The 22,831-nt window shown below is 47.4% G+C and carries 22 protein-coding genes and 1 other annotated feature; of the genes, 17 read left to right on the top strand and 5 right to left on the bottom strand.

The window, feature by feature from the left end:
* Positions 1–145: 145 nt before the first annotated feature.
* The 11 genes from spoIIGA (at position 146) to ileS (ending at position 10,404) form a co-directional block, all read left to right on the top strand.
* On the top strand, positions 146–1,069 hold the full coding sequence (spoIIGA, locus tag PCH02S_RS08445) for a sigma-E processing peptidase SpoIIGA (protein ID WP_127451988.1): 924 nt from the start codon (positions 146–148) through the stop codon (positions 1,067–1,069).
* A gap of 179 nt (positions 1,070–1,248) precedes the next feature.
* Positions 1,249–1,971: an RNA polymerase sporulation sigma factor SigE gene (sigE, locus tag PCH02S_RS08450; RefSeq protein ID WP_127451989.1), complete on the top strand. Its 723-nt coding sequence runs from the start codon at positions 1,249–1,251 to the stop codon at positions 1,969–1,971.
* 215 nt (positions 1,972–2,186) lie between these two features.
* Entirely contained in the window at positions 2,187–2,969 is a 783-nt protein-coding gene (gene sigG / locus PCH02S_RS08455) for an RNA polymerase sporulation sigma factor SigG (protein ID WP_127451991.1), read from the top strand.
* Positions 2,970–3,105: 136 nt separating this feature from the next.
* Complete coding sequence (locus PCH02S_RS08460; protein WP_127451993.1) at positions 3,106–3,405, top strand: YlmC/YmxH family sporulation protein; 300 nt, start codon at positions 3,106–3,108, stop codon at positions 3,403–3,405.
* A gap of 107 nt (positions 3,406–3,512) precedes the next feature.
* Entirely contained in the window at positions 3,513–4,364 is an 852-nt protein-coding gene (gene pgeF, locus PCH02S_RS08465; protein ID WP_276562826.1) for a peptidoglycan editing factor PgeF, read from the top strand.
* Between the two features lie 45 nt (positions 4,365–4,409).
* On the top strand, positions 4,410–5,096 hold the full coding sequence (locus PCH02S_RS08470; protein WP_127451997.1) for a YggS family pyridoxal phosphate-dependent enzyme: 687 nt from the start codon (positions 4,410–4,412) through the stop codon (positions 5,094–5,096).
* Between the two features lie 41 nt (positions 5,097–5,137).
* The gene (locus PCH02S_RS08475) at positions 5,138–5,560 is read left to right on the top strand and encodes a cell division protein SepF (protein WP_127451999.1); all 423 of its coding nucleotides are present in this window, start codon (positions 5,138–5,140) and stop codon (positions 5,558–5,560) included.
* 65 nt (positions 5,561–5,625) lie between these two features.
* A complete protein-coding gene (locus PCH02S_RS08480) occupies positions 5,626–5,865 on the top strand; it encodes a YggT family protein (RefSeq protein WP_127452396.1) in 240 nt (79 codons plus the stop codon).
* Between the two features lie 2 nt (positions 5,866–5,867).
* A complete protein-coding gene (locus tag PCH02S_RS08485) occupies positions 5,868–6,650 on the top strand; it encodes a YlmH family RNA-binding protein (protein ID WP_127452001.1) in 783 nt (260 codons plus the stop codon).
* A gap of 116 nt (positions 6,651–6,766) precedes the next feature.
* Positions 6,767–7,246 (top strand): DivIVA domain-containing protein, encoded by a 480-nt coding sequence (locus tag PCH02S_RS08490; protein WP_127452003.1) that lies wholly within the window; start codon positions 6,767–6,769, stop codon positions 7,244–7,246.
* 73 nt (positions 7,247–7,319) lie between these two features.
* Positions 7,320–7,566 (top strand) — a binding site (T-box leader).
* Positions 7,567–7,635: 69 nt separating this feature from the next.
* The gene (gene ileS, locus PCH02S_RS08495; RefSeq protein ID WP_127452398.1) at positions 7,636–10,404 is read left to right on the top strand and encodes an isoleucine--tRNA ligase; all 2,769 of its coding nucleotides are present in this window, start codon (positions 7,636–7,638) and stop codon (positions 10,402–10,404) included.
* A gap of 55 nt (positions 10,405–10,459) precedes the next feature.
* On the opposite strand, the gene PCH02S_RS08500 is transcribed toward ileS, so the two are convergent.
* The gene (locus PCH02S_RS08500) at positions 10,460–11,200 is read right to left on the bottom strand and encodes a TraR/DksA C4-type zinc finger protein (RefSeq protein ID WP_127452004.1); all 741 of its coding nucleotides are present in this window, start codon (positions 11,198–11,200) and stop codon (positions 10,460–10,462) included.
* A gap of 179 nt (positions 11,201–11,379) precedes the next feature.
* Here PCH02S_RS08500 and lspA point away from each other — a divergent pair, with 179 nt between their 5' ends.
* Genes lspA through PCH02S_RS08515 form a run of 3 tightly spaced genes read left to right on the top strand, consistent with a single transcriptional unit; the run spans position 11,380 to position 14,009 of the window.
* Entirely contained in the window at positions 11,380–11,898 is a 519-nt protein-coding gene (gene lspA / locus PCH02S_RS08505) for a signal peptidase II (RefSeq protein WP_127452400.1), read from the top strand.
* Positions 11,873–12,823 carry an RluA family pseudouridine synthase gene (locus PCH02S_RS08510; RefSeq protein WP_127452006.1) on the top strand — a complete coding sequence of 317 codons (951 nt, stop codon included), beginning with the start codon at positions 11,873–11,875 and terminating at the stop codon, positions 12,821–12,823. Before lspA ends, PCH02S_RS08510 begins: the two co-directional genes overlap by 26 nt.
* A gap of 31 nt (positions 12,824–12,854) precedes the next feature.
* A complete protein-coding gene (locus PCH02S_RS08515) occupies positions 12,855–14,009 on the top strand; it encodes an aminotransferase A (protein WP_127452008.1) in 1,155 nt (384 codons plus the stop codon).
* A 50-nt stretch (positions 14,010–14,059) separates the two neighbouring features.
* Here the strand turns inward: PCH02S_RS08515 and PCH02S_RS08520 are convergent, their stop codons facing one another.
* From PCH02S_RS08520 to PCH02S_RS08535, 4 genes are all read right to left on the bottom strand, one after another.
* Positions 14,060–15,181: an N-acetyldiaminopimelate deacetylase gene (locus PCH02S_RS08520; protein WP_127452010.1), complete on the bottom strand. Its 1,122-nt coding sequence runs from the start codon at positions 15,179–15,181 to the stop codon at positions 14,060–14,062.
* 20 nt (positions 15,182–15,201) lie between these two features.
* Complete coding sequence (dapD, locus tag PCH02S_RS08525) at positions 15,202–15,912, bottom strand: 2,3,4,5-tetrahydropyridine-2,6-dicarboxylate N-acetyltransferase (protein ID WP_127452012.1); 711 nt, start codon at positions 15,910–15,912, stop codon at positions 15,202–15,204.
* A gap of 107 nt (positions 15,913–16,019) precedes the next feature.
* Positions 16,020–17,906 (bottom strand): ABC transporter ATP-binding protein, encoded by a 1,887-nt coding sequence (locus PCH02S_RS08530; RefSeq protein WP_127452014.1) that lies wholly within the window; start codon positions 17,904–17,906, stop codon positions 16,020–16,022.
* Complete coding sequence (locus tag PCH02S_RS08535; RefSeq protein ID WP_127452015.1) at positions 17,903–19,627, bottom strand: ABC transporter ATP-binding protein; 1,725 nt, start codon at positions 19,625–19,627, stop codon at positions 17,903–17,905. Before PCH02S_RS08535 ends, PCH02S_RS08530 begins: the two co-directional genes overlap by 4 nt.
* A gap of 443 nt (positions 19,628–20,070) precedes the next feature.
* Between PCH02S_RS08535 and pyrR the strand changes: the two genes are divergently transcribed.
* From pyrR to PCH02S_RS08550, 3 genes are read left to right on the top strand one after another with little or no spacing between them, the layout of a single operon-like run.
* Entirely contained in the window at positions 20,071–20,625 is a 555-nt protein-coding gene (gene pyrR / locus PCH02S_RS08540) for a bifunctional pyr operon transcriptional regulator/uracil phosphoribosyltransferase PyrR (RefSeq protein ID WP_127452017.1), read from the top strand.
* A 2-nt stretch (positions 20,626–20,627) separates the two neighbouring features.
* Positions 20,628–21,527 (top strand): aspartate carbamoyltransferase catalytic subunit, encoded by a 900-nt coding sequence (locus PCH02S_RS08545; RefSeq protein ID WP_174806759.1) that lies wholly within the window; start codon positions 20,628–20,630, stop codon positions 21,525–21,527.
* Between the two features lie 19 nt (positions 21,528–21,546).
* The gene (locus PCH02S_RS08550; RefSeq protein WP_127452020.1) at positions 21,547–22,830 is read left to right on the top strand and encodes a dihydroorotase; all 1,284 of its coding nucleotides are present in this window, start codon (positions 21,547–21,549) and stop codon (positions 22,828–22,830) included.
* The last annotated feature ends 1 nt before the right edge of the window (position 22,831 follow it).

A 22,831-nucleotide genomic window follows, 5' to 3' on the forward strand; every position in this document is an offset into this window, starting at 1 on the left:
GGCCGCGTCAACTGACAAAAAAAGTAGTAGCTTACTAGCAAGTTTAGACAGACTTTGAACTAGGATTGCCCTATACTGATTTAGAACCTTAAAGTTTCGTCAGGAAAATGGTTGAAAAAGCATCTATCATGGAGGTGAGGACATTGTGATCGTCTACGCGGATCTCATTTTCCTACTGAACTTTCTGATGGATGCGGCCATGCTGATCGTAACGGCCAAAACGCGGAAAATATCGTTCAAGTGGTGGAGAATCGCAGGTTCGTCGTTCTTAGGAGCCTCCTATGTCGTCATTATGTTCTTGCCGGTACCCGTGTTTCTTTTTACATTTTCTGTGAAATGTATGTTTTGTATAGGGATGATTATGACTGCTTTTGGGTTCGGGTCTTTACAAAATTTATTGAGAAACCTCGGAACGTTCCTCTTAGTAAATTTTGCTGTCGCTGGCGGGATGTTTGGTATCCATTACGTCCTTGCATCATCCTCTGAGGTGATGAAAGGTATTGTATTTACCCAATCCGGTGTGGCTATGTTCCAATTCCAAATTGGCAGCGTGCTCTTTGTTCTTTTATTACTTATTCCATTGCTCTGGTGGTTCAGGACCGTGCTGCAAAGCACGAAGCAGCGTGAGGTACTGACAGCCTACGTGGCGGAAGTTACGATTCATGTAGGGGACTACACGGCCTCCTGCAAAGGATTGATTGATACGGGAAATCAATTGTATGATCCACTAACGCGCACCCCTGTGATGGTCATGGAAGTGTCGGAATGGGGCGATGTATTGCCTGTAGAGTGGCTGCAGCGGATTCGGTCAGCTGATGTTGACCAAATCATAAGCGGTTTGGGTGTAGAAGAGTTCGTTTGGCAGGACCGCTTGCGTCTAGTGCCTTATCGAGGCGTTAATCGGAACACCCAATTCATGCTGGCCATTAAACCGGATAAGGTGGTGATTACCCATAATAGTACGCAAATTGAAGCATCCAAGGTGCTTATCGGACTCGACGGCGGAAAGCTTTGCAGTGACGGATCCTATCAAGCGATTATTCATCCGGCTTTAATATCTGCTGGTTAGCGCTTTCATTGCCCTGGCGAAGTCTGTTCTGATACGCAAAACTCAGCGAATGCATACGAAGCAAGTTTTCCTGCGGAAAACTCAACCCATGCTCACGAAGTTAGTTTTGCTGACGCAAAACTCAGCTTACGCTTACGAAGCAAGTTTTGCTAACGCAAAACTCTTAGGAGGAAACTAACATGCTCTTGAAGTGGAAAATGCTTTTACAACTAGCGTACTATCGAATTTTGATGCTCCTTGGCCTTAAGGGAGAAGAAATCTATTACATAGGTGGAAGCGAAGCTCTACCGCCACCGCTAACGCGAGAAGAAGAAGAATACTTATTGGAAAAATTACCGTCCGGGGATGCTGCTATTCGAGCTATGTTGATTGAACGCAACCTGCGATTGGTTGTTTATATAGCCAGGAAATTTGAAAATACAGGCATCAACATCGAGGATCTGGTTTCCATTGGCGCTATTGGCTTAATCAAAGCCGTTAATACGTTTGATCCGGAGAAGAAGATTAAACTTGCTACATACGCTTCCAGATGTATTGAGAACGAAATTTTAATGTACCTGCGGCGTAATAGTAAAATCCGTACGGAAGTATCTTTTGACGAACCGCTGAATATCGATTGGGATGGCAATGAGCTGCTATTGTCCGATGTGCTCGGAACAGAGAACGATACCATTTACCGTAACATTGAAGAACAAGTAGACCGTAAGCTGCTGCACAAAGCGTTGGATAAATTAAGTGAGCGTGAGCGAATTATCATGGAGCTGCGTTTTGGATTACAGGACGGCGAGGAAAAAACGCAAAAAGATGTCGCAGATCTGCTTGGCATTTCGCAATCCTACATCTCCAGGCTGGAAAAGCGAATCATTAAAAGGCTTCGTAAGGAGTTTAATAAGATGGTGTAAGGTGAAAAGAGAGCTTGGGATGAGGTTGCGATCCCACCTCTCTTTTTTTTGTGAAAAATTTTTTTAAGCTGGCGATGTTCAAATTGTTCAGGCGTCACAGGGGGGAGCGAGTCGGAGACCTTTTGTCAAGTGGCTGGACGGGGTGTTAAGCAGGAATAAATCACTCACTCAGGGGGATAATTAACATTAATGTTTCTCCTTGGGAGGTAATCACGGTGACCCGAAATAAAGTTGAGATATGTGGTGTTGATACCGCCAAACTGCCTGTTCTGACCAATGCAGAAATGCGTGAGCTGTTCGCTGATTTGCAGACTAAGCAGGAGCGAACGGCAAGAGAGAAATTGGTGAATGGGAACCTCAGATTGGTTCTAAGTGTGATCCAGAGGTTCAACAATCGCGGAGAGTATGTGGACGATCTCTTCCAAGTTGGCTGTATCGGTCTGATGAAAGCCATTGATAACTTTGATTTAAGCCAAAATGTCAAATTCTCAACCTATGCTGTACCGATGATTATAGGTGAGATACGCCGCTACTTACGTGACAACAACCCGATTCGCGTTTCTCGTTCCTTAAGAGATATTGCTTACAAAGCGCTGCAAGTCAGAGACAGCCTGACGAATGCGAACTCACGCGAACCTACGATTTATGAGATCTCCGAGGCACTGAACGTGCCCAAAGAGGATGTCGTGTTTGCACTCGACGCTATTCAAGACCCGGTTTCGTTATTCGAACCGATTTATCATGATGGCGGTGATCCGATTTATGTCATGGATCAAATCAGTGATGAAAGAAATAAGGACATGTCCTGGATTGAGGGAATCGCACTTCGTGAAGCGATGCGCAAGCTGAATGCGAGAGAGAAAATGATTCTCTCCATGCGCTTTTTTGAAGGAAAAACACAGATGGAGGTTGCCGATGAGATTGGTATTTCCCAAGCACAGGTTTCGCGGCTTGAGAAATCAGCCATCTGCCAGATGCAGAAACATGTGAAATCGTAATTTCTATACATAAAGACCGGAGCAGCTGTGACAAGCTGTGACGGTCTTTTTTTGATATTCAGGACATTTTGCCCACACTGCACATATACTAGTACAAAATCAGTTAAAATCCTATGGATTCGTGGTGAATAGCCTCATGAAAATATCTGATTTCCAGACGAAAGATGTCATTAATATCGTGGACGGCAAAAAGCTCGGTCAAATCAGCGATCTGGAGCTGGATCTGCTGCAGGGACGGATCGAAGCGATTGTCGTGCCGAATCAAAGCCGATTCTTCGGATTGTTTGGTACCGGAACAGACGTCATCATACCATGGAAACATATTGTAAAAATCGGCGCAGACGTTGTGCTCGTGAAGCTTGAAGATGCTCGTCCGTATCGTCAAACCGATGAAAATGAAGGTGTCTATGAGTTCAACAGACAGTTCCGCAACTAACGTATGACACACGAATGCAGGCTGAATTCGCACAATCAGCCAAGAGACAATCGTGTGTCTTTTTGTTTTGTGCTAAAGTAGAGGTAGTATGAAAGCAAGGGAGTGGAATGATCGTGGAACCATTTGTGAAACAAGTTAGAGAGGGGCAGCCTGCACTCTTTACGATAGAAAGCTGGATGAATCAATTTGAAGGACTTACTGCGGGCTTTACGTCACGACATGGCGGAGTGAGCGAAGCGCCCTATTCAACGCTGAACTGTGGTCTGCATGTGCTGGATAATCCTGAGCACGTGATCAGGAACCGCGAACGGCTAGCTGAGGCAATCGGTCAGCCATTCGACGCTTTTACCTATGCGGAGCAGGTGCATGGCAATGAGGTGACCGTTGTGTCGCTTCAGGAGAAAGGGATAGGAAGAACGTCGAGGGAGTCAGCCATTCAAGCGAAAGACGGCTTTATTACGAAGGAGAAGGGAATTGTGCTCTGTGCGCAGTTTGCAGACTGTGTACCGCTGTTTTTCTACGATCCTGTACAGCACGTCGTGGGACTCTCTCATGCCGGGTGGAAAGGGACCGTGCTAAACATTTCCATGGCTACAATATCCTTAATGACACATACTTTTGGTAGTCAGCCTAAGGACATCAGGGCAGCCATCGGACCTTCCATCGGTGTTTGCTGCTATGAGGTGGACGAAACCGTTGCAACACGTGTGTATGCTGTGCTGGAAGAAATTAATGCAACGCCCGATGAAAGGCTTACAGTGATTACTGGCAAGGACAACGGCAAATACATGCTGAATTTGCAAGAACTGAACCGAAAATTGTTGGTACAAGCAGGAATTTTGTCGTCCCATATCGAAGTTACTCAGTTATGTACGAGTTGTCGCTCAGATGACTTCTTTTCTCATCGCAAAGAGGGCGGATCAACAGGTAGAATGGTTGCTTGGATTGGTCTTCGGTAAGGAGAAACAAGCAGGCAACGTTTGAAAATTGAGGTGTTTACATATATGACTTTACTAGCGCGTAAAGAAGAAGTTGAAGCTCGTGTTGCTGCAGCTTGCCAGCGGTCAGGACGAAATGAGAATGAGATCAAGATTATTGCTGTGACCAAATATGTATCCTTGGAGACGACCCGAAGCGTACTGGATACGGGATTGCTGCATATCGGTGAAAATCGTTGGCAGGATGTGAAGCCTAAGTGGGAAGCACTGCATGACCGGGGTACGTGGCATTTCATAGGCCATTTGCAGACGAACAAGGTGAAGGATGTCATTGGCAAATTCGCTTACATTCATTCGCTCGACCGAATGTCGCTCGCCAAAGAGCTGGACAAGCAGGCTGCGGCACTGGGTATGAAAGTGAATTGTTTACTGCAAGTGAACATATCCGGAGAAGAATCCAAGTATGGCATGGACCCCGAGCATTTCTTCGAATTTGCTGAAGAAGTCAGCAAACTGCAGCATATACATATCTCCGGTTTAATGACGATGGCGCCTTATGAGATGGAAGCCGATGCGACTAGACCTGTCTTTCGCGGTTTGAGAGAACTGAGAGATCGGTTGAATGAGCGCAGCATCTTCCCCTATGAGATCAAAGAACTATCAATGGGAATGTCCGGGGATTTTGAAGTAGCAATTGAAGAGGGAGCTACTTGGGTGCGATTGGGTACTGTTCTGGTTGGAAAAGAAGCATAAAGGTTATAAAGGATTGAAGAAGCGGATAGGAGGGAATTATAATGGGAGTTTATAACCGTTTTATGAATTTTCTTGGATTACAAGAAGAGGAAGAAGTTGTGGAGCGTGAGCGAATCGTGGAAACAACGGAAGAACCTGAAACCAATCCCTATGAATTGCGTAATAAAAATAAGGCGAATGTCGTCAGCATTCACTCTCAGAAGAACGCGCGTGTCGTGCTGAGCGAGCCTAGAACGTACGAAGAAACGCAAGACATCGCGGATCATCTTCGTTCTCGAAGAGCGGTGGTCGTCAATCTACAGCGAGTTCGCGGTGATTTAGCCATACGCATCGTAGATTTTTTGAGCGGAACAGTATATGCTTTGAATGGGTCTATATCCAAACTGGGACCGAATATCTTCCTTTGCACACCTGATACAGTTGATATTCATGGCCACATCTCAGAGATGATGGGTGAGGAATAGGCGCATATCCTAACACAGAGGTGGATGCGTACGTGGATTACGTTCACTATTATCTTAGTATTTTGATGGAAATTTATTATTTCATGATTATCGGTTACTTAATTCTTTCCTGGTTTCCGAATGCACGCGACAGCTTTGTCGGTGGTCTGCTGGGGAAATTGGTTGAACCGTACTTAAGTCCTTTCCGAAAAATAATTCCAAGCATCGGGTTCATCGACTTGTCACCGATCGTTGCTCTTATCGCTTTGCGATTTGTGGTCATGGGGATTATTGCCGTTCTAGATTTCATTGTAAGGATGTTTTAAAATTGTCTAAAGAACTCTATAGTCATTTTCATTCAGACGAACATTACTTTGTAGATAAAGCCTGGGATTGGGTGGAGCGGGCGGCACAGAACCACGCCGTGAAGCTGACTGATTTTCTGGATCCCAGACAAGCTTTCATTTTAACCTCACTCGTGAATCGGCATCCGGATGTGCACTGCCGGTTCGACGGAGGTTATCCGGATGCGGAACGCAGAAGGGCGCTGGTCGCCCCTGACTACCGGTCTTTGGATGAGGAAGATATGGAGATGGCAGTTCTCTCCGTTTCATCCGGGGACGGTAAGTTTCTAACATTAGAACATGGGGATTACATGGGCGCCATTCTTGGACTCGGCATGAAGCGAGACAAGGTTGGCGATATTCATGTTATAGAGGGTGGCTGCCACTGCCTGGTTACCCGGGATGCAGCCGATTATTTGCACTTGAACTTGTCACAAGTTCACAGGGTGCATGTTCAGACAGAGCTGCTGCCACTGAATAAGCTGGAGCTAGCTGCTGTGAACCTGGACGAGCTGACGTTATCCGTTGCCTCCATGCGGATGGACGGTATTGTAAGCGATGTATTCAGGCTTAGCCGCGCTAAAGTGCTGATACCTATTCAAGCTGGGCGCTGCCGCGTCAACTGGAAGCCGGAAGAAGATCCGAGCAAGCCGCTGAAAGAAGGCGACATGGTTTCTATGCAAGGGTTCGGCAGATTCAAGGTGCTTGAAGTCGAAGGCGTAACGAAAAAAGGTAGGATTCGTGTGAAGATCGGCAAGTTTGCGTGAGCGTGGATAATTTATCCACGAACCATGCAGGAATTGCTAATTTTCTGTCGAACTGATTCAGTATAGATGTGCGTATTGCCGTGCAAAGCTGTGCAAAACGCAAAGGAGGGGCACTGATGCCATTAACACCGTTAGATATACATAATAAGGAATTTTCCCGTTCTTTTCGCGGATACGATGAAGATCAAGTCAATGAATTCCTCGATCAAGTCATTAAGGATTACGAGGCATTGATTCGTGAGAATAAAGACTTAGCTAATCAAACGGTGGCCCTGCAGGAGCGTCTGGATCATTTCACGAATATCGAAGACTCGTTGAGCAAAACCATCATTGTTGCCCAGGAAGCAGCGGATGAAGTTAGAAATAACGCCAAGAAAGAAGCACAGCTGATCTTGAAAGAAGCTGAGAAGAACGCAGACCGGATTATTAATGAATCCTTGACGCGTTCACGCAAGGTAGCTCTGGAGATTGAAGAGCTGAAGAAACAAGCGTCGATTTACCGCACGCGTTTCCGGACGCTCCTGGAAGCGCAGCTGGAGCTTCTAAACAATGAAGGCTGGCAGAGCATGCAGTTCGATCAAAAAGAAGAAGCCTAGGATGGCGGCTGACAGGCGGCTGTTATATTGACTATGTCTAGTGAATTCGGTATACTCCTGTTATTAGTATCTCAGTAAAGCTATGACTGGAACGAGTAGGTCGCCTAAGCAGTGTCAGCGAATTAGGGTATCGGTGTGAGCCTAATCTCTGCAGCGTATCGAATATCCCCCAGGAGCGTCTCTTGAATCAAGTAGAGAGAACCGGGTCATGCCGTTATACATGATCGAGTGAATGAGCGAGGAATTGTATGCGTTTAGCGCGTCTTTTCGGTGGCTTATTAACGAGGGTGGTACCGCGAGTAGAGTTTCTCGTCCCTTTTAGGGGATGAGAGGCTTTTTTTGTTTTTTTGGATGATAAAATGTATGAAGGTAAGAATGGAGTGGTTGAGTTGGATTATGGCAAAACATTAAACTTATTACAAACCGATTTTCCGATGAGAGGGAATTTACCTCAAGCGGAGCCTAAAATTCAAGAACATTGGGATGCCGAAGACATCTATGCCAAAGTGCAGGAGAGTCGCAAAGGCAGAGAAAAATTTATTTTGCATGATGGACCTCCATACGCGAATGGGGACATTCATATTGGACATGCCCTTAACAAAGTATTAAAAGATGTGATTGTTCGTTTTAAAACGCTGCAAGGATATGACGCTCCTTACGTGCCGGGCTGGGATACACACGGCTTGCCGATCGAGCAGGTGATTACGAACAGCGGGAAAGTCGACCGCAAGAAAATGACGGTCCCTGAATTCCGTGAATATTGCAAAGAATACGCGCTGCAATCCGTTGAGAAACAGAAAAGCCAATTCAAACGTCTAGGTATTCGAGGCGACTGGAAGAATCCGTATATCACTTTACTGCCAGAATATGAAGCGGGACAAATCCGTGTGTTCGGCAAAATGGTGCAAAAGGGTTATGTCTATAAAGGTTTGAAGCCTGTTTACTGGTCTCCGTCTTCTGAAAGCGCGCTAGCTGAAGCGGAAATTGAATACAAAGAAAAAACGTCCTCCTCCATCTATGTGGCATTCCCGGTTAAAGACGGTAAAGGCAAGCTTCCTCAAGACGCAGCAATTGTCATCTGGACGACTACAGCTTGGACGCTTCCAGCGAACTTAGGGATCTCCTTGCACCCGGAATTTGATTATGCTGTGGTACAAGCCAGCGGGAAGAAGTATGTGCTTGCGAAAGGCTTGCTGGAAGCAGCGGCCAAAGAAATCGGCTGGAGCGATTATGAAGTTTTGTCGACGGTGAAAGGCCAAGAGTTGGAGTATGTGACTTGCCAGCATCCTTTCTATGATCGCGAATCGCTTGTTATGGTTGGCGAGCATGTTACGCTTGAAGCCGGTACAGGTTGTGTACATACGGCTCCAGGTCACGGGGAAGATGACTTTGCAATCGGTCAACGCTATAATCTTGGGGTCCTTTGTCCAGTGGACGATCAGGGTCATTTTACAGCGGAGGCACCAGGGTTTGAAGGCATGTTCTATGAAAAAGGCGGCAAGCTGATCATTGAGAAGCTGCAGGAATCAGGCCTACTGCTAAAAGCAGGGGAAATTCAGCATCAATATGCACATGACTGGCGTACGAAGAAACCGGTTATTTATCGTGCTACGGAGCAATGGTTCGCTTCGATCGATAAATTCAGACAAGAGATGTTGGATGAAATCAAGAAAGTGAAATGGACGCCAGAGTGGGGAGAATTGCGCCTGCACAACATGATCGCCGATCGTGGAGACTGGTGTATTTCGAGACAACGTTCCTGGGGCGTACCCATTCCTATTTTCTATTGCCGCAGCTGTAATGAACCGCTCGTCAATGAACAAACGATTGAGCATGTGGCCCAGCTATTTGAGCAAGAAGGATCGAACGCTTGGTTTATTAAAGAAGAGAAGGACCTGCTTCCAGCGGGAACTTGCTGCTCCAAATGCGGCCACGGCGAATTCCGCAAAGAAACAGACATCATGGATGTTTGGTTTGATTCCGGTTCCAGCCACGTAGCCGTGCTTGAGGCCCGTCCTGAGCTTCAGTGGCCGGCAGATTTGTACCTGGAAGGTTCTGACCAATACCGTGGTTGGTTTAATTCTTCCTTGATTACAGGTGTTGCGACGAAAGAGCAATCTCCTTACAAAGGCATTCTAAGTCATGGTTTCACACTGGACGGAGAAGGGCGTAAAATGTCCAAATCCATTGGGAATACGATTGATCCTAATGTGGTTTGTGGCAAACTAGGGGCGGACATTCTGCGTCTATGGGTATCCTCTGTGGATTACCAATCAGACCACCGGATTTCGGACAACATTTTGAATCAAACAACGGAAGTTTATCGCAAAATCCGTAACACGATGCGTTTCTTGCTCGGGAACCTGAGTCACTTCAATCCAGAGACAGATCGCGTAGCTGTTGAAAGCTTGTCGGAGCTTGACCGTTATGCATTGATCCGTCTGAACCGGATGATTGATAAGGTTGTTAAAGCTTACGATGCTTATGAATTCAACATTGTGTATCAAACGATTCATCATTTCTGCGCGGTTGAGATGAGCTCGTTCTACTTGGATATTATCAAGGATCGCTTATATGCCAACGCACCGCAAGATCCAGCACGGAAAGCTTCGCAAACAGTGTTGTATGATTCATTAGTCGCTGTGACTAAGCTAATTTCACCAATTTTGGCTCATACAGCTGATGAAGTGTGGAAGTACATCCCTGGCGTAACATTAAGCAGTGTTCAATTGGCTGAGCTGCCGGAAGTGGATTCGAGCTTGTACAATGTGGAATTGGAAAATAAATGGAACAGCTTCCTCGACATTCGCGACGAAGTACTGAAAGCGCTGGAAGAAGCGCGTAAAGAGAAAGTCATCGGTAACTCCTTAGGGGCTGCTGTGCACCTGTATCCGAACGAAGCGACTTTTGCTCTGCTTAGCCAGCTTGAACAGCTAGATCAATTGTTCATCGTGTCCGCTGTAAGTGTACATCAGCCAGGTACAAGTGCACCTGAAGGGGCTCATCAAACGAAGGATTTGGCTATTGCTATTGAAGTAGCGAACGGTGAGAAGTGCGAGCGCTGCTGGATAGTGACTCCAGAGGTTGGGCAAAGTAAAGAACATCCAACGCTATGCGTCAGATGTAATGACGTGGTTACTGCTCATTACCACGAGTAAGAAAGGAGCAAACGAGCTTGCGCTGTTATAGCGAAGCTCGTTTGTCCTGTTTATGTTAGAGCGGCTCGTCATCAAGGGAACGGTTCTCAGGCTCAAGAAAAGGGTCGCCTTCCTCGCTGTGCATATAATCCCGGTAAGCTTTGCTGCGCACTATGGTGACATGCTCACCATATAAGTCTGTGGCTACGAAGCTTTCGAAAGATTCAACATAGCCGACATTTTCATCAGCTTCAATGTACATTTCGTTGTAATTCTCAACGTTTGGGTCTTCTGCGAATGCAGGCGTATTGGATGTGCCCCAGCTTTCAACGATTTGCCAAGCGTCTTCACCGTCAAATTCGGTTTCGTCATTACGCTCGTCAAAGCTTGTTCGGCCAAATGGCGGATAAAGCACTTGCTCTTCAACCGGTCTTCTGATGGACTGTTCAGGATCAGGCACATGTTCTTTGCAGTAGAGCGTGGTTGGAATGGCTTGCAATCGTTCAAAAGAAATCGGGCTATGGCAAAAGATACATTGGCCATAATCGCCTTTTTCCATATGTGCTAAAGCTTCATCAACTTGCCTCAAATGAAACTCAGCATGCTCATTGAGCGAGATATCTTTTTCACGTTCGAAGATTTCTGAGGCCACGTCAGCAGGATGATTATCGTACATGGAGAGCTCACCTGTGCTGTCTTTGAATGAGTTTGACAGGCCAAAATGATCGTTCGTGGCAAAATGTTTTTCAAGACCCAGCTTTTCCTCCAATAATTGCAGGTATAATTGATTTGATTGCTCCTCGGTTAGATGGCTCATAGGTCGTACAGCTCCCTTCTTACAGCTGATCCTTACCGTTATAATGCCGAGCAGCCGCGTTTTTTAGTGAGGTAATTCCTTGCAATTAAGGTACCTTTCTTGCTTACGGATAGATGTGAATGTTTATGAAGTGGGTTTTTGCAGAGGCAAAGCTCTTAGGAGGAAAAGAAATGAAGTATATGAAGTATTATTTCTATGCGCTAATCGTGTTTATTTTGGATCAAGTGTCCAAATGGTTCATCGTAAAAAGGATTCCTCTTGGCGAAGAAAGATCTGTCATTGGTGAGTTTTTCATGATCACTTCCCATAGAAACCGGGGAGCCGCATTCGGCATTTTACAAAACCAAAGATGGTTTTTCATTATCATTACGACCTTTGTGTTGATCGGTATCATTTGGTATATGCGCCGGACAATTCGTGATGGGAAAACGTTGTTGACATGCGCACTTAGCTTACTCCTCGGAGGAGCTATCGGAAACTTTGTAGACCGCGCATTATTCGGAGAAGTCGTGGATTTCCTGCAGGTGACTTTTGATTTCAGCTTGTTCGGCAAGGACATTTATTACATTTATCCGATCTTCAATATCGCTGATTCCGCCATCGTGATCGGGGTTATCCTCATTTTCTTAGATTCAATTCTTGCGTGGAGAAAAGAGAAAAAAGGAGCGGCTCATGAACACAAATCAGACCTCGTCTGAAATGGCATCTCAAGATGTTATTGAATGGACAGTTGATAAAGAGTATGCGGGTGAACGGATCGATAAATTCATCACCGAAGCGTTGGAAGAAGATGTGTCCAGAACCTTGGTACAGCAATGGGTCAAAGACGGGCATGTTAAGGTAAATGAGAAAACGATCAAACCGAACTATAAGCTCTCGGAACAGGATGCGATTTCGCTGCAAATCCCAGACCCGCAAGGTGTCGAGCTGATGGCTGAAGACATTCCGCTTCATGTGGTATACGAAGATGCGGATGTCATCGTCATCAATAAGCAGCGCGGGCTCGTTGTACATCCTGCGCCAGGGCATTATTCAGGCACGTTAGTGAATGCCTTGATGCATCATTGCAAGGATCTTTCCGGAATCAACGGAGAGCTGCGTCCCGGCATTGTACACCGCATCGATAAGGACACATCCGGCTTGATTATGTCTGCTAAGAATGACAAGGCTCATGCGAGTCTGGCTGAGCAATTGAAGGCACATACCGTTAATCGCAAATATATCGCGCTGGTCCACGGACATCTTCAGCATGATCAAGGCACGATCGATGCGCCGATCGGGCGCGATTCCCATGATCGCAAGATGTACACGGTGACGGAGAAAAACAGCAAACATGCGGTGACGCATTTCGTCGTGCTGGAACGTTTCGGCGATTTCACTTTAGTGGAACTCAAGCTTGAAACGGGGCGTACGCACCAAATTCGCGTACACATGAAGTTTATTGGACATCCCTTAGTCGGTGATCCGATGTACGGCAAGAGCAAAGGGATGTTGATGGATGGTCAAGCGCTCCACGCCGCAGTGCTAGGCTTTGAGCATCCTCGGACAGGGGAATGGCTGCAGTTCGAAGCGCCGATTCCATCAGACATGGAACAGCTGCTGCAAACAATACGAACATCCTAGGGTTCATCTGATGGGGAGAGGAGCGAATCATATGGAGCATTTAATTAATCCACAAGTAAAAGACATTCAGATTTCGGGTATTCGTAAAATCTCCAATCTGGTCAGCACGATTCCGGGTGCACTGACACTTACGATCGGACAACCGGATTTCCCGACGCCGCGGCATATTATTGAAGCGGGACAGAGGGCGCTGGACGAAAATAAAACCGTCTATACGCAAAATCCGGGCTTACTTGAGCTTAGACAAGCGGTATCTCACTTTGTGAAAGTGAAATATGGACAAACCTACCGTGCAGCAGATGAAATTATCGTGACTGCCGGCGCAAGCCAAGCGGTAGATATCACGCTGCGTACCATTCTTACGCCGGGTGCGGAAGTCATCCTGCCGGCTCCGATTTATCCGGGGTACGAGCCTTTGATTCGACTTGCCGGCGGGGTTCCAGTTTATGTAGACACCAGAAAAAACGGATTGAAATTAACCGCCGAACTGTTAGCGCCATACATAACTGACAAAACGCGCTGCGTGATCTTATGTTATCCGTCCAATCCAACAGGCCAAGTGCTATCGAAGCAAGAATTGAACGACCTGGCACTGCTATTGGAAGACCGTGAATTATTCATTTTATCCGATGAAATATATAGTGAGCTTGTATATGGCGATACGCATCAATCCATTGCAACGATTGGCAGCCTGCGAGAAAAAACGATCGTCATCAATGGATTGTCCAAATCTCATGCCATGACAGGATGGCGGATTGGCTTCACCTTGGCGCCGGCTAACATAACCGAGCATATGGTCAAGGTACACCAATATAATGTCACCTGTGCCAGCTCTGTAAGCCAGTACGCGGCTTTGGAAGCATTGACAGCAGGGATCGACGATGCTCTGCCGATGCGAGAAGAATATGAAGCTCGCCGAGATTACGTTTTTAATCGTTTGCTGGCCATGGGCTTTGAACTGGAGAAGCCGGATGGGGCGTTCTATTTGTTCCCGTCTATCACCAAATTCGGATTATCCTCTCAAGAGTTCACGATGAGACTGCTTCAAGAAGAGCATGTCGCGGTCGTGCCTGGGGATGCTTTTACCTCCTACGGCGAAGGTTTCATCCGTATTTCCTATGCGTATTCGCAGGAAGTACTGGAAGAGTCGCTGAATCGTGTGGAACGTTTTATCAGCAAATTGTAAGACGCAAAAACCTCCAAAGCCGAAGGGCTTGGAGGTTTTTTTTTACCCATTTACTGAGATTTAAATTGGAAGTAAGCAGTAATGGTGTTAATAGCAACATCAATCGCCCGTTCATCCGGGTCAAGTTTGGCATTGTGCAGTCCGTGAGGCGTATCTACCCCTAACCAGAACATGAAGCCGGGAATTTGCTCTAAAAAGTAGCCAAAGTCTTCGCCAGTCATAGCTTCCGTACATTCTACAAGCTGAACTTGATCGGTTGTTCGCAGCCACGCCATGAACTCGCCAGTCAAAGCAGGATCGTTAAAAACTTGACGGTAGTTCGAGCCGTAATCAATCGTTACTTTGCATTCAAAAGAGCTTTCGATGCCAGCCGCAATAGCCTCAATCCGTTTCTTGATCTTGTCCATTGAACCAGCGGAAAGTGTGCGAATCGTGCCTTCCAGGCGACCTTTTTCGGCAATGATGTTCTGTTTGGTGCCAGCCTCCATTTTGCCGATGGTCACGACAGCCGAATCCAGCGGATTCACATTACGGGAAACGATGGTTTGCAGTTGGCCAACCATTTGCGTCGCCGCGATAATCATATCATTCGCTTGATGCGGGTAAGCGGCGTGTCCACCTTTACCTAGAAGGTCGATGAACAACTCAGAAGTGTTGGCGAACAAGATCTCAGGCCGTGTGGCAATGGTGCCAACCGGGTACTCAGGCGCGATATGAAGAGCAACCATCTGATCCGGCATCCAGTCCTGCAGTTCTTCCGAAGCAAGCATGGGCATTGCGCCCCCAGGTCCTTCTTCAGCCGGCTGGAACAGGACAACAAGATCATCCTTAATAGGCTGTTCTACAAAATGGGTGATCACGCCTATCCCGATTGACATGTGAAAATCATGACCGCAGGCATGCATATACCCAGGATGCTGCGATGGAAACGGAAGCGTAGTTTCTTCCGTAATCGGCAGCCCGTCCATATCCGCGCGATAGCCAAACCGTTTGGTGGGATTTGTTCCTTTGATATAAACCAAAATGCCTGTCCGCCAAGTCCGGATGCTGATCCGATCCTGAGGATGCTTAGCAAGTTCGTCTAAGAGCAGCTTTTGCGTCTTGAACTCTTCAAAGCCCGGCTCCGGGATTTGGTGAAGCTGACGACGCAATGCGATGAAAGGGCTAGACATAGGTGTTCCTCCAGATGATCTTACAGGGTACGCAGATCTTGTAAGATTTCTGTTTTGGATTTTGTTTTATCGTCAACTTTCTTGATTACACGAGCAGGAGCGCCGGCAACAACCGTGTACTCTTCAACATCTTGTGTAACGATAGCGCCTGCAGCTACTACGGAACCTTTGCCAATGCGAACGCCTTCTAGGATTACAGCATTAGCGCCTACAAGCACGTCATCTTCAATCACGCAAGGTTGTGCAGAAGGAGGCTCAATAACGCCGGCAACAACTGCACCAGCACCGATGTGACACATTTTACCGATTTGCGCTCTGCCGCCAAGAACAGCGTTCATGTCGATCATTGTGCCGTCACCTACGGATGCACCGATGTTGATAAGCGCGCCCATCATGATAACCGCGTTGTCTCCGATATGTACTTTATCGCGAATAACTGCGCCTGGCTCGATACGAGCGTTGATTCCTTTTAGGTCTAGCATAGGAATTGCGGAATTACGGCGATCAGATTCAACCACGTAATCAACGATTTGCTCTTTGTTGGCTTCAAGCACAGGGGAGATTTCGCTCCATTCGCCAAATACGACGCCGCTGCCTCCGGAAATGAAGGATTGGCTGCCTTCTCCGAATTCAATACCTTCAAGGTTTCCTTTTACATATACTTTAACGGGAGTTTTTTTCTTGCTTTCTTTAATAAACTGGATGATTTCTAACGTATTCATTTCGCTCATGGTGACATCTCCTTAAATTAAATTGACTCTCCTATATTATCAGATAGGGGGCGACGTGAAAAGGACTGCGTAACGAGTCGAAACAACTCGAATGCGCAGTCCATCGATTAGGAGATCGCTTTTGAAGCAAATTGGCTGTTATACAGGTCGGCATAGAAGCCATTTTGCGCTAAAAGCTGCTCATGTGTTCCCTGTTCAATAACCGTTCCATGATTCATCACCAGAATGAGATCAGCGTCACGGATGGTAGATAAGCGATGGGCAATAACAAAGCTCGTGCGGTTCTCCATCAAATTGTTCATCGCCCTCTGAATGGAGACTTCCGTGCGGGTATCTACGGAGCTGGTCGCCTCATCCAGAATCAAAATCGCTGGATCCGCTAATATCGCTCGAGCAATGGTTAGCAGCTGCTTTTGGCCATGGGAAAGATTGGATGCTTCTTCATTTAAAATGGTGTTGTATCCTTCCGGCAGCGTTCGAATGAAATGATCGGCGTATGCCGCGCGAGCCGCATTCACGATCTCTTCCTCGGATGCGCCGACTCGACCGTAAGCGATGTTCTCCCGAATCGTGCCGTTGAACAGCCACGTGTCTTGGAGGACCATACCGAACAGTCCGCGAAGGTGGCTGCGAGACATTTTACGGGAATCAACGCCGTCGATGGATATCGTTCCGCCTTTTAACTCATAGAAGCGCATGAGCAGGTTGACGATAGTGGTTTTCCCCGCACCGGTCGGGCCAACGATGGCCACGGTTTGACCTGGCTCAACTTCAATGTTCATATGCTCAATGAGCGGCTCATCGGTTTTATAGGAGAAAGCAACCTCGTTGAACTGGACATGCCCGCGCACCTGCGTAACGGACTTGCCTGCGGCGTCCTCAAGTACCTCTTCAGGCTCATCCAGCAGCTCGAAGATCCGTTCCGCGGCTGCGATGGTGGATTGAATAATGTTTGCGATATTGGCAACCTGTGTGATAGGCATCCCGAACTGCCCGGAGTACTGGATGAAGGCCAAAATATCACCAATTTTGATCGTGCTTTGTGTCACCATGATACCGCCAATGACACTGACGAGCACATAGCCGATATTTCCGATAAATGACATGAGGGGAAAGATCATCCCGGAAATAAATTGCGCCTTCCAGCCGGAATGATACAACCGGTCATTAATTTCATTGAATTTCTCGATAGAGTGGCGTTCACGCCCGAATGCTTTGACAATCGTATGTCCCGTATACATTTCCTCGACGTGGCCATTGAGCTCGCCAAGTGTTTTTTGCTGGCCTTTGAAATATTTCTGCGAGCGGGAAGCAATCATTTTCGTTGCCAAAATGCTTAAAGGCAGTGTGATGATGGTTACCAATGTCAAAAGTGGACTAATCGTAAGCATCATAATGATAATCCCGAGCAGCGTGACGATCGACGTAATTAGCTGAGTTAAACTCTGCTGCATGGTGGAAGAGATCGTATCGACATCATTCGTTGCGCGACTCATCGTATCTCCATGACTACGTGAATCAAAGAAAGAAAGCGGAACCCGAGTCAGCTTGTCGCTAATATCCTTGCGGAGATTAAACACAATTTTCTGTGTGACACCAACCATAATCCTTTGCTGGATAAAAGTTAAAACAGAGCTGAATACGTAAAGTGCAGCTAGTATCAAAACAATTTGCAGCAGCGCATCAAAGTCAATTTTTGCACCGGGCACACCCTTGAGCTTAGCCATGGAGCCTTCATACAGCTTTGTCGTTGCATTCCCCATGAGTTTGGGACTAATGATGCTGAAAACCGTACTGAGCACGGCTGCTATAAAAACAGAAATGATAGATACCCGGAAAGGCTTCATATAGCCGGACAGCCGACGCAAGGTACCCTTGAAATCCTTTGCTTTTTGAACAGGCATGCCCATCGCACCCATACCGCCTCGGCCAAAATGTGCTGGATTCACACCTTGGGAGGGAGGACGCTGCCCGTTTCTCGGTTGATCACTCATGCAATTTCCTCCTCTGACAGCTGGGAAGCCACGATTTCTTGATAAACACGGCAGGTGCCCATCAGCTCGGCATGTGTGCCGATCCCGGCTATGCGTCCGTCTTCTAGTACGATAATCCGGTTGGCATCCATGATGGTGCTGACTCGTTGAGCTACGATGATTTTCGTCGCTTGCGCGGTTTCAGCTTTAAGTGCCGCCCGCAGCTTCGCGTCGGTTTTGAAATCAAGCGCAGAGAAGCTGTCATCGAAGACGTAGATTTCTGGTTTGCGAGCGAGGGCTCGGGCAATGGCTAACCGCTGCTTTTGACCGCCGGATAAATTCGTGCCCCCCTGAGCCAGGATGGATTGATAGCCATCTTTCAATTCAGCAATGAAATCTGCGGCCTGCGCCGTCTGCGCAGCCTGTTGGATTTCGTCCTCCGTTGCAGACTCGCGTCCGAACCGGATATTATCGGCAACCGTACCGGAGAAGAGCGCCGCTTTTTGCGGGACATATCCAATTTGTTGTCTCAGGCTATCTATTTGCAAGGTGGGTAAAGGATGGCCGTCAATCGTAATGCTGCCTTCATTAACATCATAAAAGCGCAGCAGCAAATTGATCAGTGTTGTTTTGCCAGAACCTGTACCTCCAATAATGGCTGTTATCTCACCCGGCTCTGCGCGGAATGAAATATCACGGATGGCAGGCTGCTCGGCACCCGGATAGCTGAAAGAGACATGTTTAAATTCAATCGCTGCTTGATCGGAAGGAAGAACCTTTGCCTCTTTGGAATTTTTTATCGTAGAGGTCAAAGCCAGAACTTCATTAATACGCCCGGAAGAGGCGGATGCTCTAGGGATCATCATGAAAATCATCGTCATCATGAACATCGAAAACATAATTTGCATCGCATATTGAATGAAAGCCATCAAATCGCCTATTTGCATCTGGTTGTTATCAATGCGAATTCCCCCGTACCAGAGGATCACGACAATCCCCAAATTAAAAACCAGCATCATGATTGGCATCATCGTCGCCATAATTGTGTTTACTTTGATGGCTGTTTGAGTGTAATCGAGGTTCGCTTTCTCAAACTTCCGCTGTTCATGACCGGAACGGTTAAAAGCGCGAATGACTCGGATACCGGTCAAATTCTCGCGAAGCACAAGATTGATGGCGTCTATTTTGACTTGCAGCACTTTAAATAGAGGAAGCCCTTTGGACATGATTCCTATGATGGCTAATGCGAGGATCGGAATGACGGCAATGAGGACAATAGCCAGATGGGCATCTTTATAGGTCGCCATAATGACACCACCGATCAACATTGTCGGCGCACCGATGAACATCCGCATCATAACAATCACTTGCTGTACTTGCGCAATGTCATTGGTAGTTCGTGTAATCAGCGAGGAGGTGCCGACCTTGTCGAACTCATTTAAGGAAAAGCTCTCGACATGGCTAAAAAGCTTACGGCGTAAATCTCTGCCGAATCCAGTGGCTGTCCGTGCCAGCAAGTAGCTGGCAACCATCACGCAAGCCATCGCGCCCATAGCTACCAAAAGCATGTAGGCCCCATAACGGAGAATATAGGCAACATCCCCATGCAAGACTCCGACATCGACGATGTCCGAGAGCAAAGTGGGGAGATACAGTTGAGACAATGACTGAAGAAGCATTAAGGCGATGATGGCAACAACTGAAACTTTGTACGGATTCAAAAGTCTAAACAGTTTGAACAAATGTTTTCCTCCTTAGGGAATTGTGAGTAATGCCATAGTGGATTTTGATATGTAAATTATAACACATGATAAAAATTCTGTTCAAAAATTCAACGCTATTCATATTGACTTATCTTGTCGAAAGTGGCATAATGCTTTTAATTACATATGTACCTTTAAAAACAGTCCAGAGAGGCTGGCAAGGTAGTCGATAAGAAAAGACGGGATAAATTGAATCGTGAATTCAGTTTATGAACAAGCTTGGGGATGTGCGCATCCTTATGCCCCGCTCTGTATCTTTATGCACGCTAACTCCTTGCCAATGAATGGGCAAGGAGTTTTTTGGTGTGTTTTAACCTGCCAAAACTCAGCCAATGCTTACGATGCCAGTTTTCCTACGGAAAACTCAGCCAATGCTTACGATGCCAGTTTTGCTAAAGCAAAACTCTCAGGAGGCGAATCAAATGAACGAAGCAACCGAGCACACGATTATAGACGAAATGGGAATTCGTCGTGCCCTTACGCGGATTGCACATGAGATACTTGAAAAGAATAAAGGGGTAGAAAATTGCACCCTAATTGGGATTCGGACACGAGGCATTTATTTAGCGAAGCGAGTCGCTGAGAGAATTATGGAAATCGAAGGCGTGCCGGTTCCTGTCGGCGAAATTGATATCACTTCGTATCGAGACGACCGCGTCAAAGTGAAATCGGCCCTGAACGTCCAGGAAGGCGGCCGCATCCAAATTCAAGACCGGAAAATCATTCTGTTCGACGATGTCCTGTTTACGGGACGCACCGTGCGGGCAGCGATGGACGCCTTGATCGACTTAGGCAGGCCACAAATGATTCAGTTGGCCGTGCTAGTGGACAGAGGGCATCGCGAACTGCCGATTCGCCCGGATTACGTAGGAAAGAACGTGCCTACCTCCAAAAGTGAAAGCATTGAAGTGCTGCTAACGGAAATCGACGACAAAGACGGCGTCATTATACTTCAACAGAGGGGGAAACAGGAGTGAGCATGGTGAGTACACAAACCAAACATTTTCTAGGACTAAAAGGAGTTAGCGCTGACGAGATCATAAGCATCCTTGATCGCGCGGCTTACTGGGAGCAGAGTCCTGCGAAAGTGACCAATCAATTTAACGGCAAATTCGTTTCCAACTTATTTTTTGAAAATAGCACTAGAACCCGCTTTTCCTTCGAACTGGCGCAAAAGCGTCTAGGCGCAGATGTTCTGAACTTCTCTGCAGCGGAATCCAGCGTACAGAAAGGCGAGTCCATCTACGACACAGTCCGTACGCTGGAGTCGATGGGGATCGACGCAGGCGTCATCCGCTTGAAGCCAAACGGCGTGCTCCAGGAGCTCGCGGAGAAAATCAAAATCCCGCTGATTAATGCGGGCGACGGCAACAACGAGCATCCGACGCAAGCGCTGCTCGACTTCTACACGATGCGCAAGCAGTTCGGCGCCATCAAAGGGCTGACCGTCTCCATCGTCGGAGACATCCTGCACAGCCGCGTGGCACGCTCCAATCTGTGGGGACTGCTTGCATTGGGGGCTAAAGTGCAATTTTGCGCGCCAGCAAGCATGCAGGCTCCAGAACTCGCAGAGTTCGCGCCGTACGTGTCCTTCGATGAAGCGCTGAAGGCAGACGTTATTATGATGCTGCGCGTGCAGCTCGAACGCCACGACACAGGGCTGCTTCGCTCCGCAGAGGAATACCGCGAGCAATACGGGTTAACGGTAGAGCGCGCAAGCCGCATGGCTCCTCACGCGATCATCATGCATCCTGCTCCGGTTAATCGCAACGTGGAACTGGACGATGAACTGGTTGAACATGAGAAGTCAAAAATTTTCACACAAATTGCTCACGGCGTGCCGATTCGTATGGCCGTCATCGAACGAGCTTTATCATAAAACAGGGGGACTCATCACAATGGGCATTTGGATTCTAAACGGAACGACAGTTGACGCAAATAATGTACAAGCGAAGAAACACATTTTAGTTGAAAATGATAAAATTGCTCAGGTTCTGGACGCTGTCGAAGGTTCGGCGCCACAAACGGAAGGGCATGAAGTTATCGATGCAGCAGGCAAATTGGTAACACCTGGCTTTATCGATATGCATGTTCACTTAAGAGAGCCCGGGTTTGAACATAAAGAAAATATTGCGACCGGAACGCGTTCCGCTGCAAGAGGCGGATTCACAACGATTGCATGTATGCCGAATACAAGACCCGTCATCGATACAGTAGAGACGGTGAACTACATATTGGACAAAGCAGCTACAGAAGGCGTAGTTCGTGTCCTTCCTTACGGCACGATCACGAAAAACGAGCTTGGCCGCGAGTTAACTGACTTTGCCGCGCTGAAAGAAGCGGGAGTCATCGGCTACACGGATGACGGCGTAGGCGTGCAAAGCGCGCAAATGATGAAGGATGCCATGGCCTTGGCCGCATCCATCGGAATGCCCATCATCGCTCACTGCGAGGATGATACGCTTGTCGTCGGAGCTCCGGTTAGCGAAGGCTCCTTCGCCAAGAAGCACGGCCTGAAAGGCATCCCGAACGAATCCGAAGCGATTCATGTTGGCCGCGACGTGCTGCTGGCTGAAGCAACAGGTGTTCACTACCACGTGTGCCACGTTTCTACCGAGCAATCGGTTCGCTTGATTCGTCATGCGAAGCAGTTTGGAATTAAAGTAACCGCAGAGGTTTGCCCGCATCACCTTGTGCTATCGGATGAAGATATTCCAGGGCTTGACGCGAACTGGAAGATGAACCCGCCGCTGCGCACACCGCGCGATGTGCAAGCTGTCATCGAAGGCCTTGAAGACGGGACGATCGACATTATCGTGACGGATCATGCGCCTCACTCGGAAGAAGAGAAAGAGAAGGGCATGATGCTGGCGCCATTCGGTATCCTTGGTTTCGAGACTGCCTTCAACCTGCTGTACACGAAATTTGTCCTGACCGGCAAATGGACGCTTGGCTTCCTGGTAGATCGTATGACGAAGAAACCAGCTGATGTATTCGGACTTCCATACGGAACGTTGAATGTAGGCAGCATCGCGGACATCACTATCGTGGATTTAGAAACAGAACGCGAGGTTCTAAAAGAAGAGATTGTTTCGCGCAGCAAAAACACACCGTTTATCGGATGGAAACTGAAGGGGTGGCCGGTTGTTACCATCGCTTCCGGGAAAATCGTTTATTCATAAA

The organism is Paenibacillus chondroitinus NBRC 15376, assembly GCF_004000765.1.
Taxonomy (GTDB): domain Bacteria; phylum Bacillota; class Bacilli; order Paenibacillales; family NBRC-103111; genus Paenibacillus_E; species Paenibacillus_E chondroitinus.

Coding starts and splice junctions, on each gene's coding strand:
- sigE (WP_127451989.1), top strand. CDS start 1,249: ATGCTCTTGAAGTGGAAAATGCTTTTACAACTAGCGTACTATCGAATT.
- PCH02S_RS08460 (WP_127451993.1), top strand. CDS start 3,106: ATGAAAATATCTGATTTCCAGACGAAAGATGTCATTAATATCGTGGAC.
- pgeF (WP_276562826.1), top strand. CDS start 3,513: ATGATCGTGGAACCATTTGTGAAACAAGTTAGAGAGGGGCAGCCTGCA.
- PCH02S_RS08470 (WP_127451997.1), top strand. CDS start 4,410: ATGACTTTACTAGCGCGTAAAGAAGAAGTTGAAGCTCGTGTTGCTGCA.
- PCH02S_RS08475 (WP_127451999.1), top strand. CDS start 5,138: ATGGGAGTTTATAACCGTTTTATGAATTTTCTTGGATTACAAGAAGAG.
- PCH02S_RS08480 (WP_127452396.1), top strand. CDS start 5,626: ATGGAAATTTATTATTTCATGATTATCGGTTACTTAATTCTTTCCTGG.
- PCH02S_RS08490 (WP_127452003.1), top strand. CDS start 6,767: ATGCCATTAACACCGTTAGATATACATAATAAGGAATTTTCCCGTTCT.
- PCH02S_RS08500 (WP_127452004.1), bottom strand. CDS start 11,200: ATGAGCCATCTAACCGAGGAGCAATCAAATCAATTATACCTGCAATTA.
- lspA (WP_127452400.1), top strand. CDS start 11,380: ATGAAGTATTATTTCTATGCGCTAATCGTGTTTATTTTGGATCAAGTG.
- PCH02S_RS08510 (WP_127452006.1), top strand. CDS start 11,873: ATGAACACAAATCAGACCTCGTCTGAAATGGCATCTCAAGATGTTATT.
- PCH02S_RS08515 (WP_127452008.1), top strand. CDS start 12,855: ATGGAGCATTTAATTAATCCACAAGTAAAAGACATTCAGATTTCGGGT.
- PCH02S_RS08520 (WP_127452010.1), bottom strand. CDS start 15,181: ATGTCTAGCCCTTTCATCGCATTGCGTCGTCAGCTTCACCAAATCCCG.
- dapD (WP_127452012.1), bottom strand. CDS start 15,912: ATGAGCGAAATGAATACGTTAGAAATCATCCAGTTTATTAAAGAAAGC.
- PCH02S_RS08530 (WP_127452014.1), bottom strand. CDS start 17,906: ATGAGTGATCAACCGAGAAACGGGCAGCGTCCTCCCTCCCAAGGTGTG.
- pyrR (WP_127452017.1), top strand. CDS start 20,071: ATGAACGAAGCAACCGAGCACACGATTATAGACGAAATGGGAATTCGT.
- PCH02S_RS08545 (WP_174806759.1), top strand. CDS start 20,628: ATGGTGAGTACACAAACCAAACATTTTCTAGGACTAAAAGGAGTTAGC.
- PCH02S_RS08550 (WP_127452020.1), top strand. CDS start 21,547: ATGGGCATTTGGATTCTAAACGGAACGACAGTTGACGCAAATAATGTA.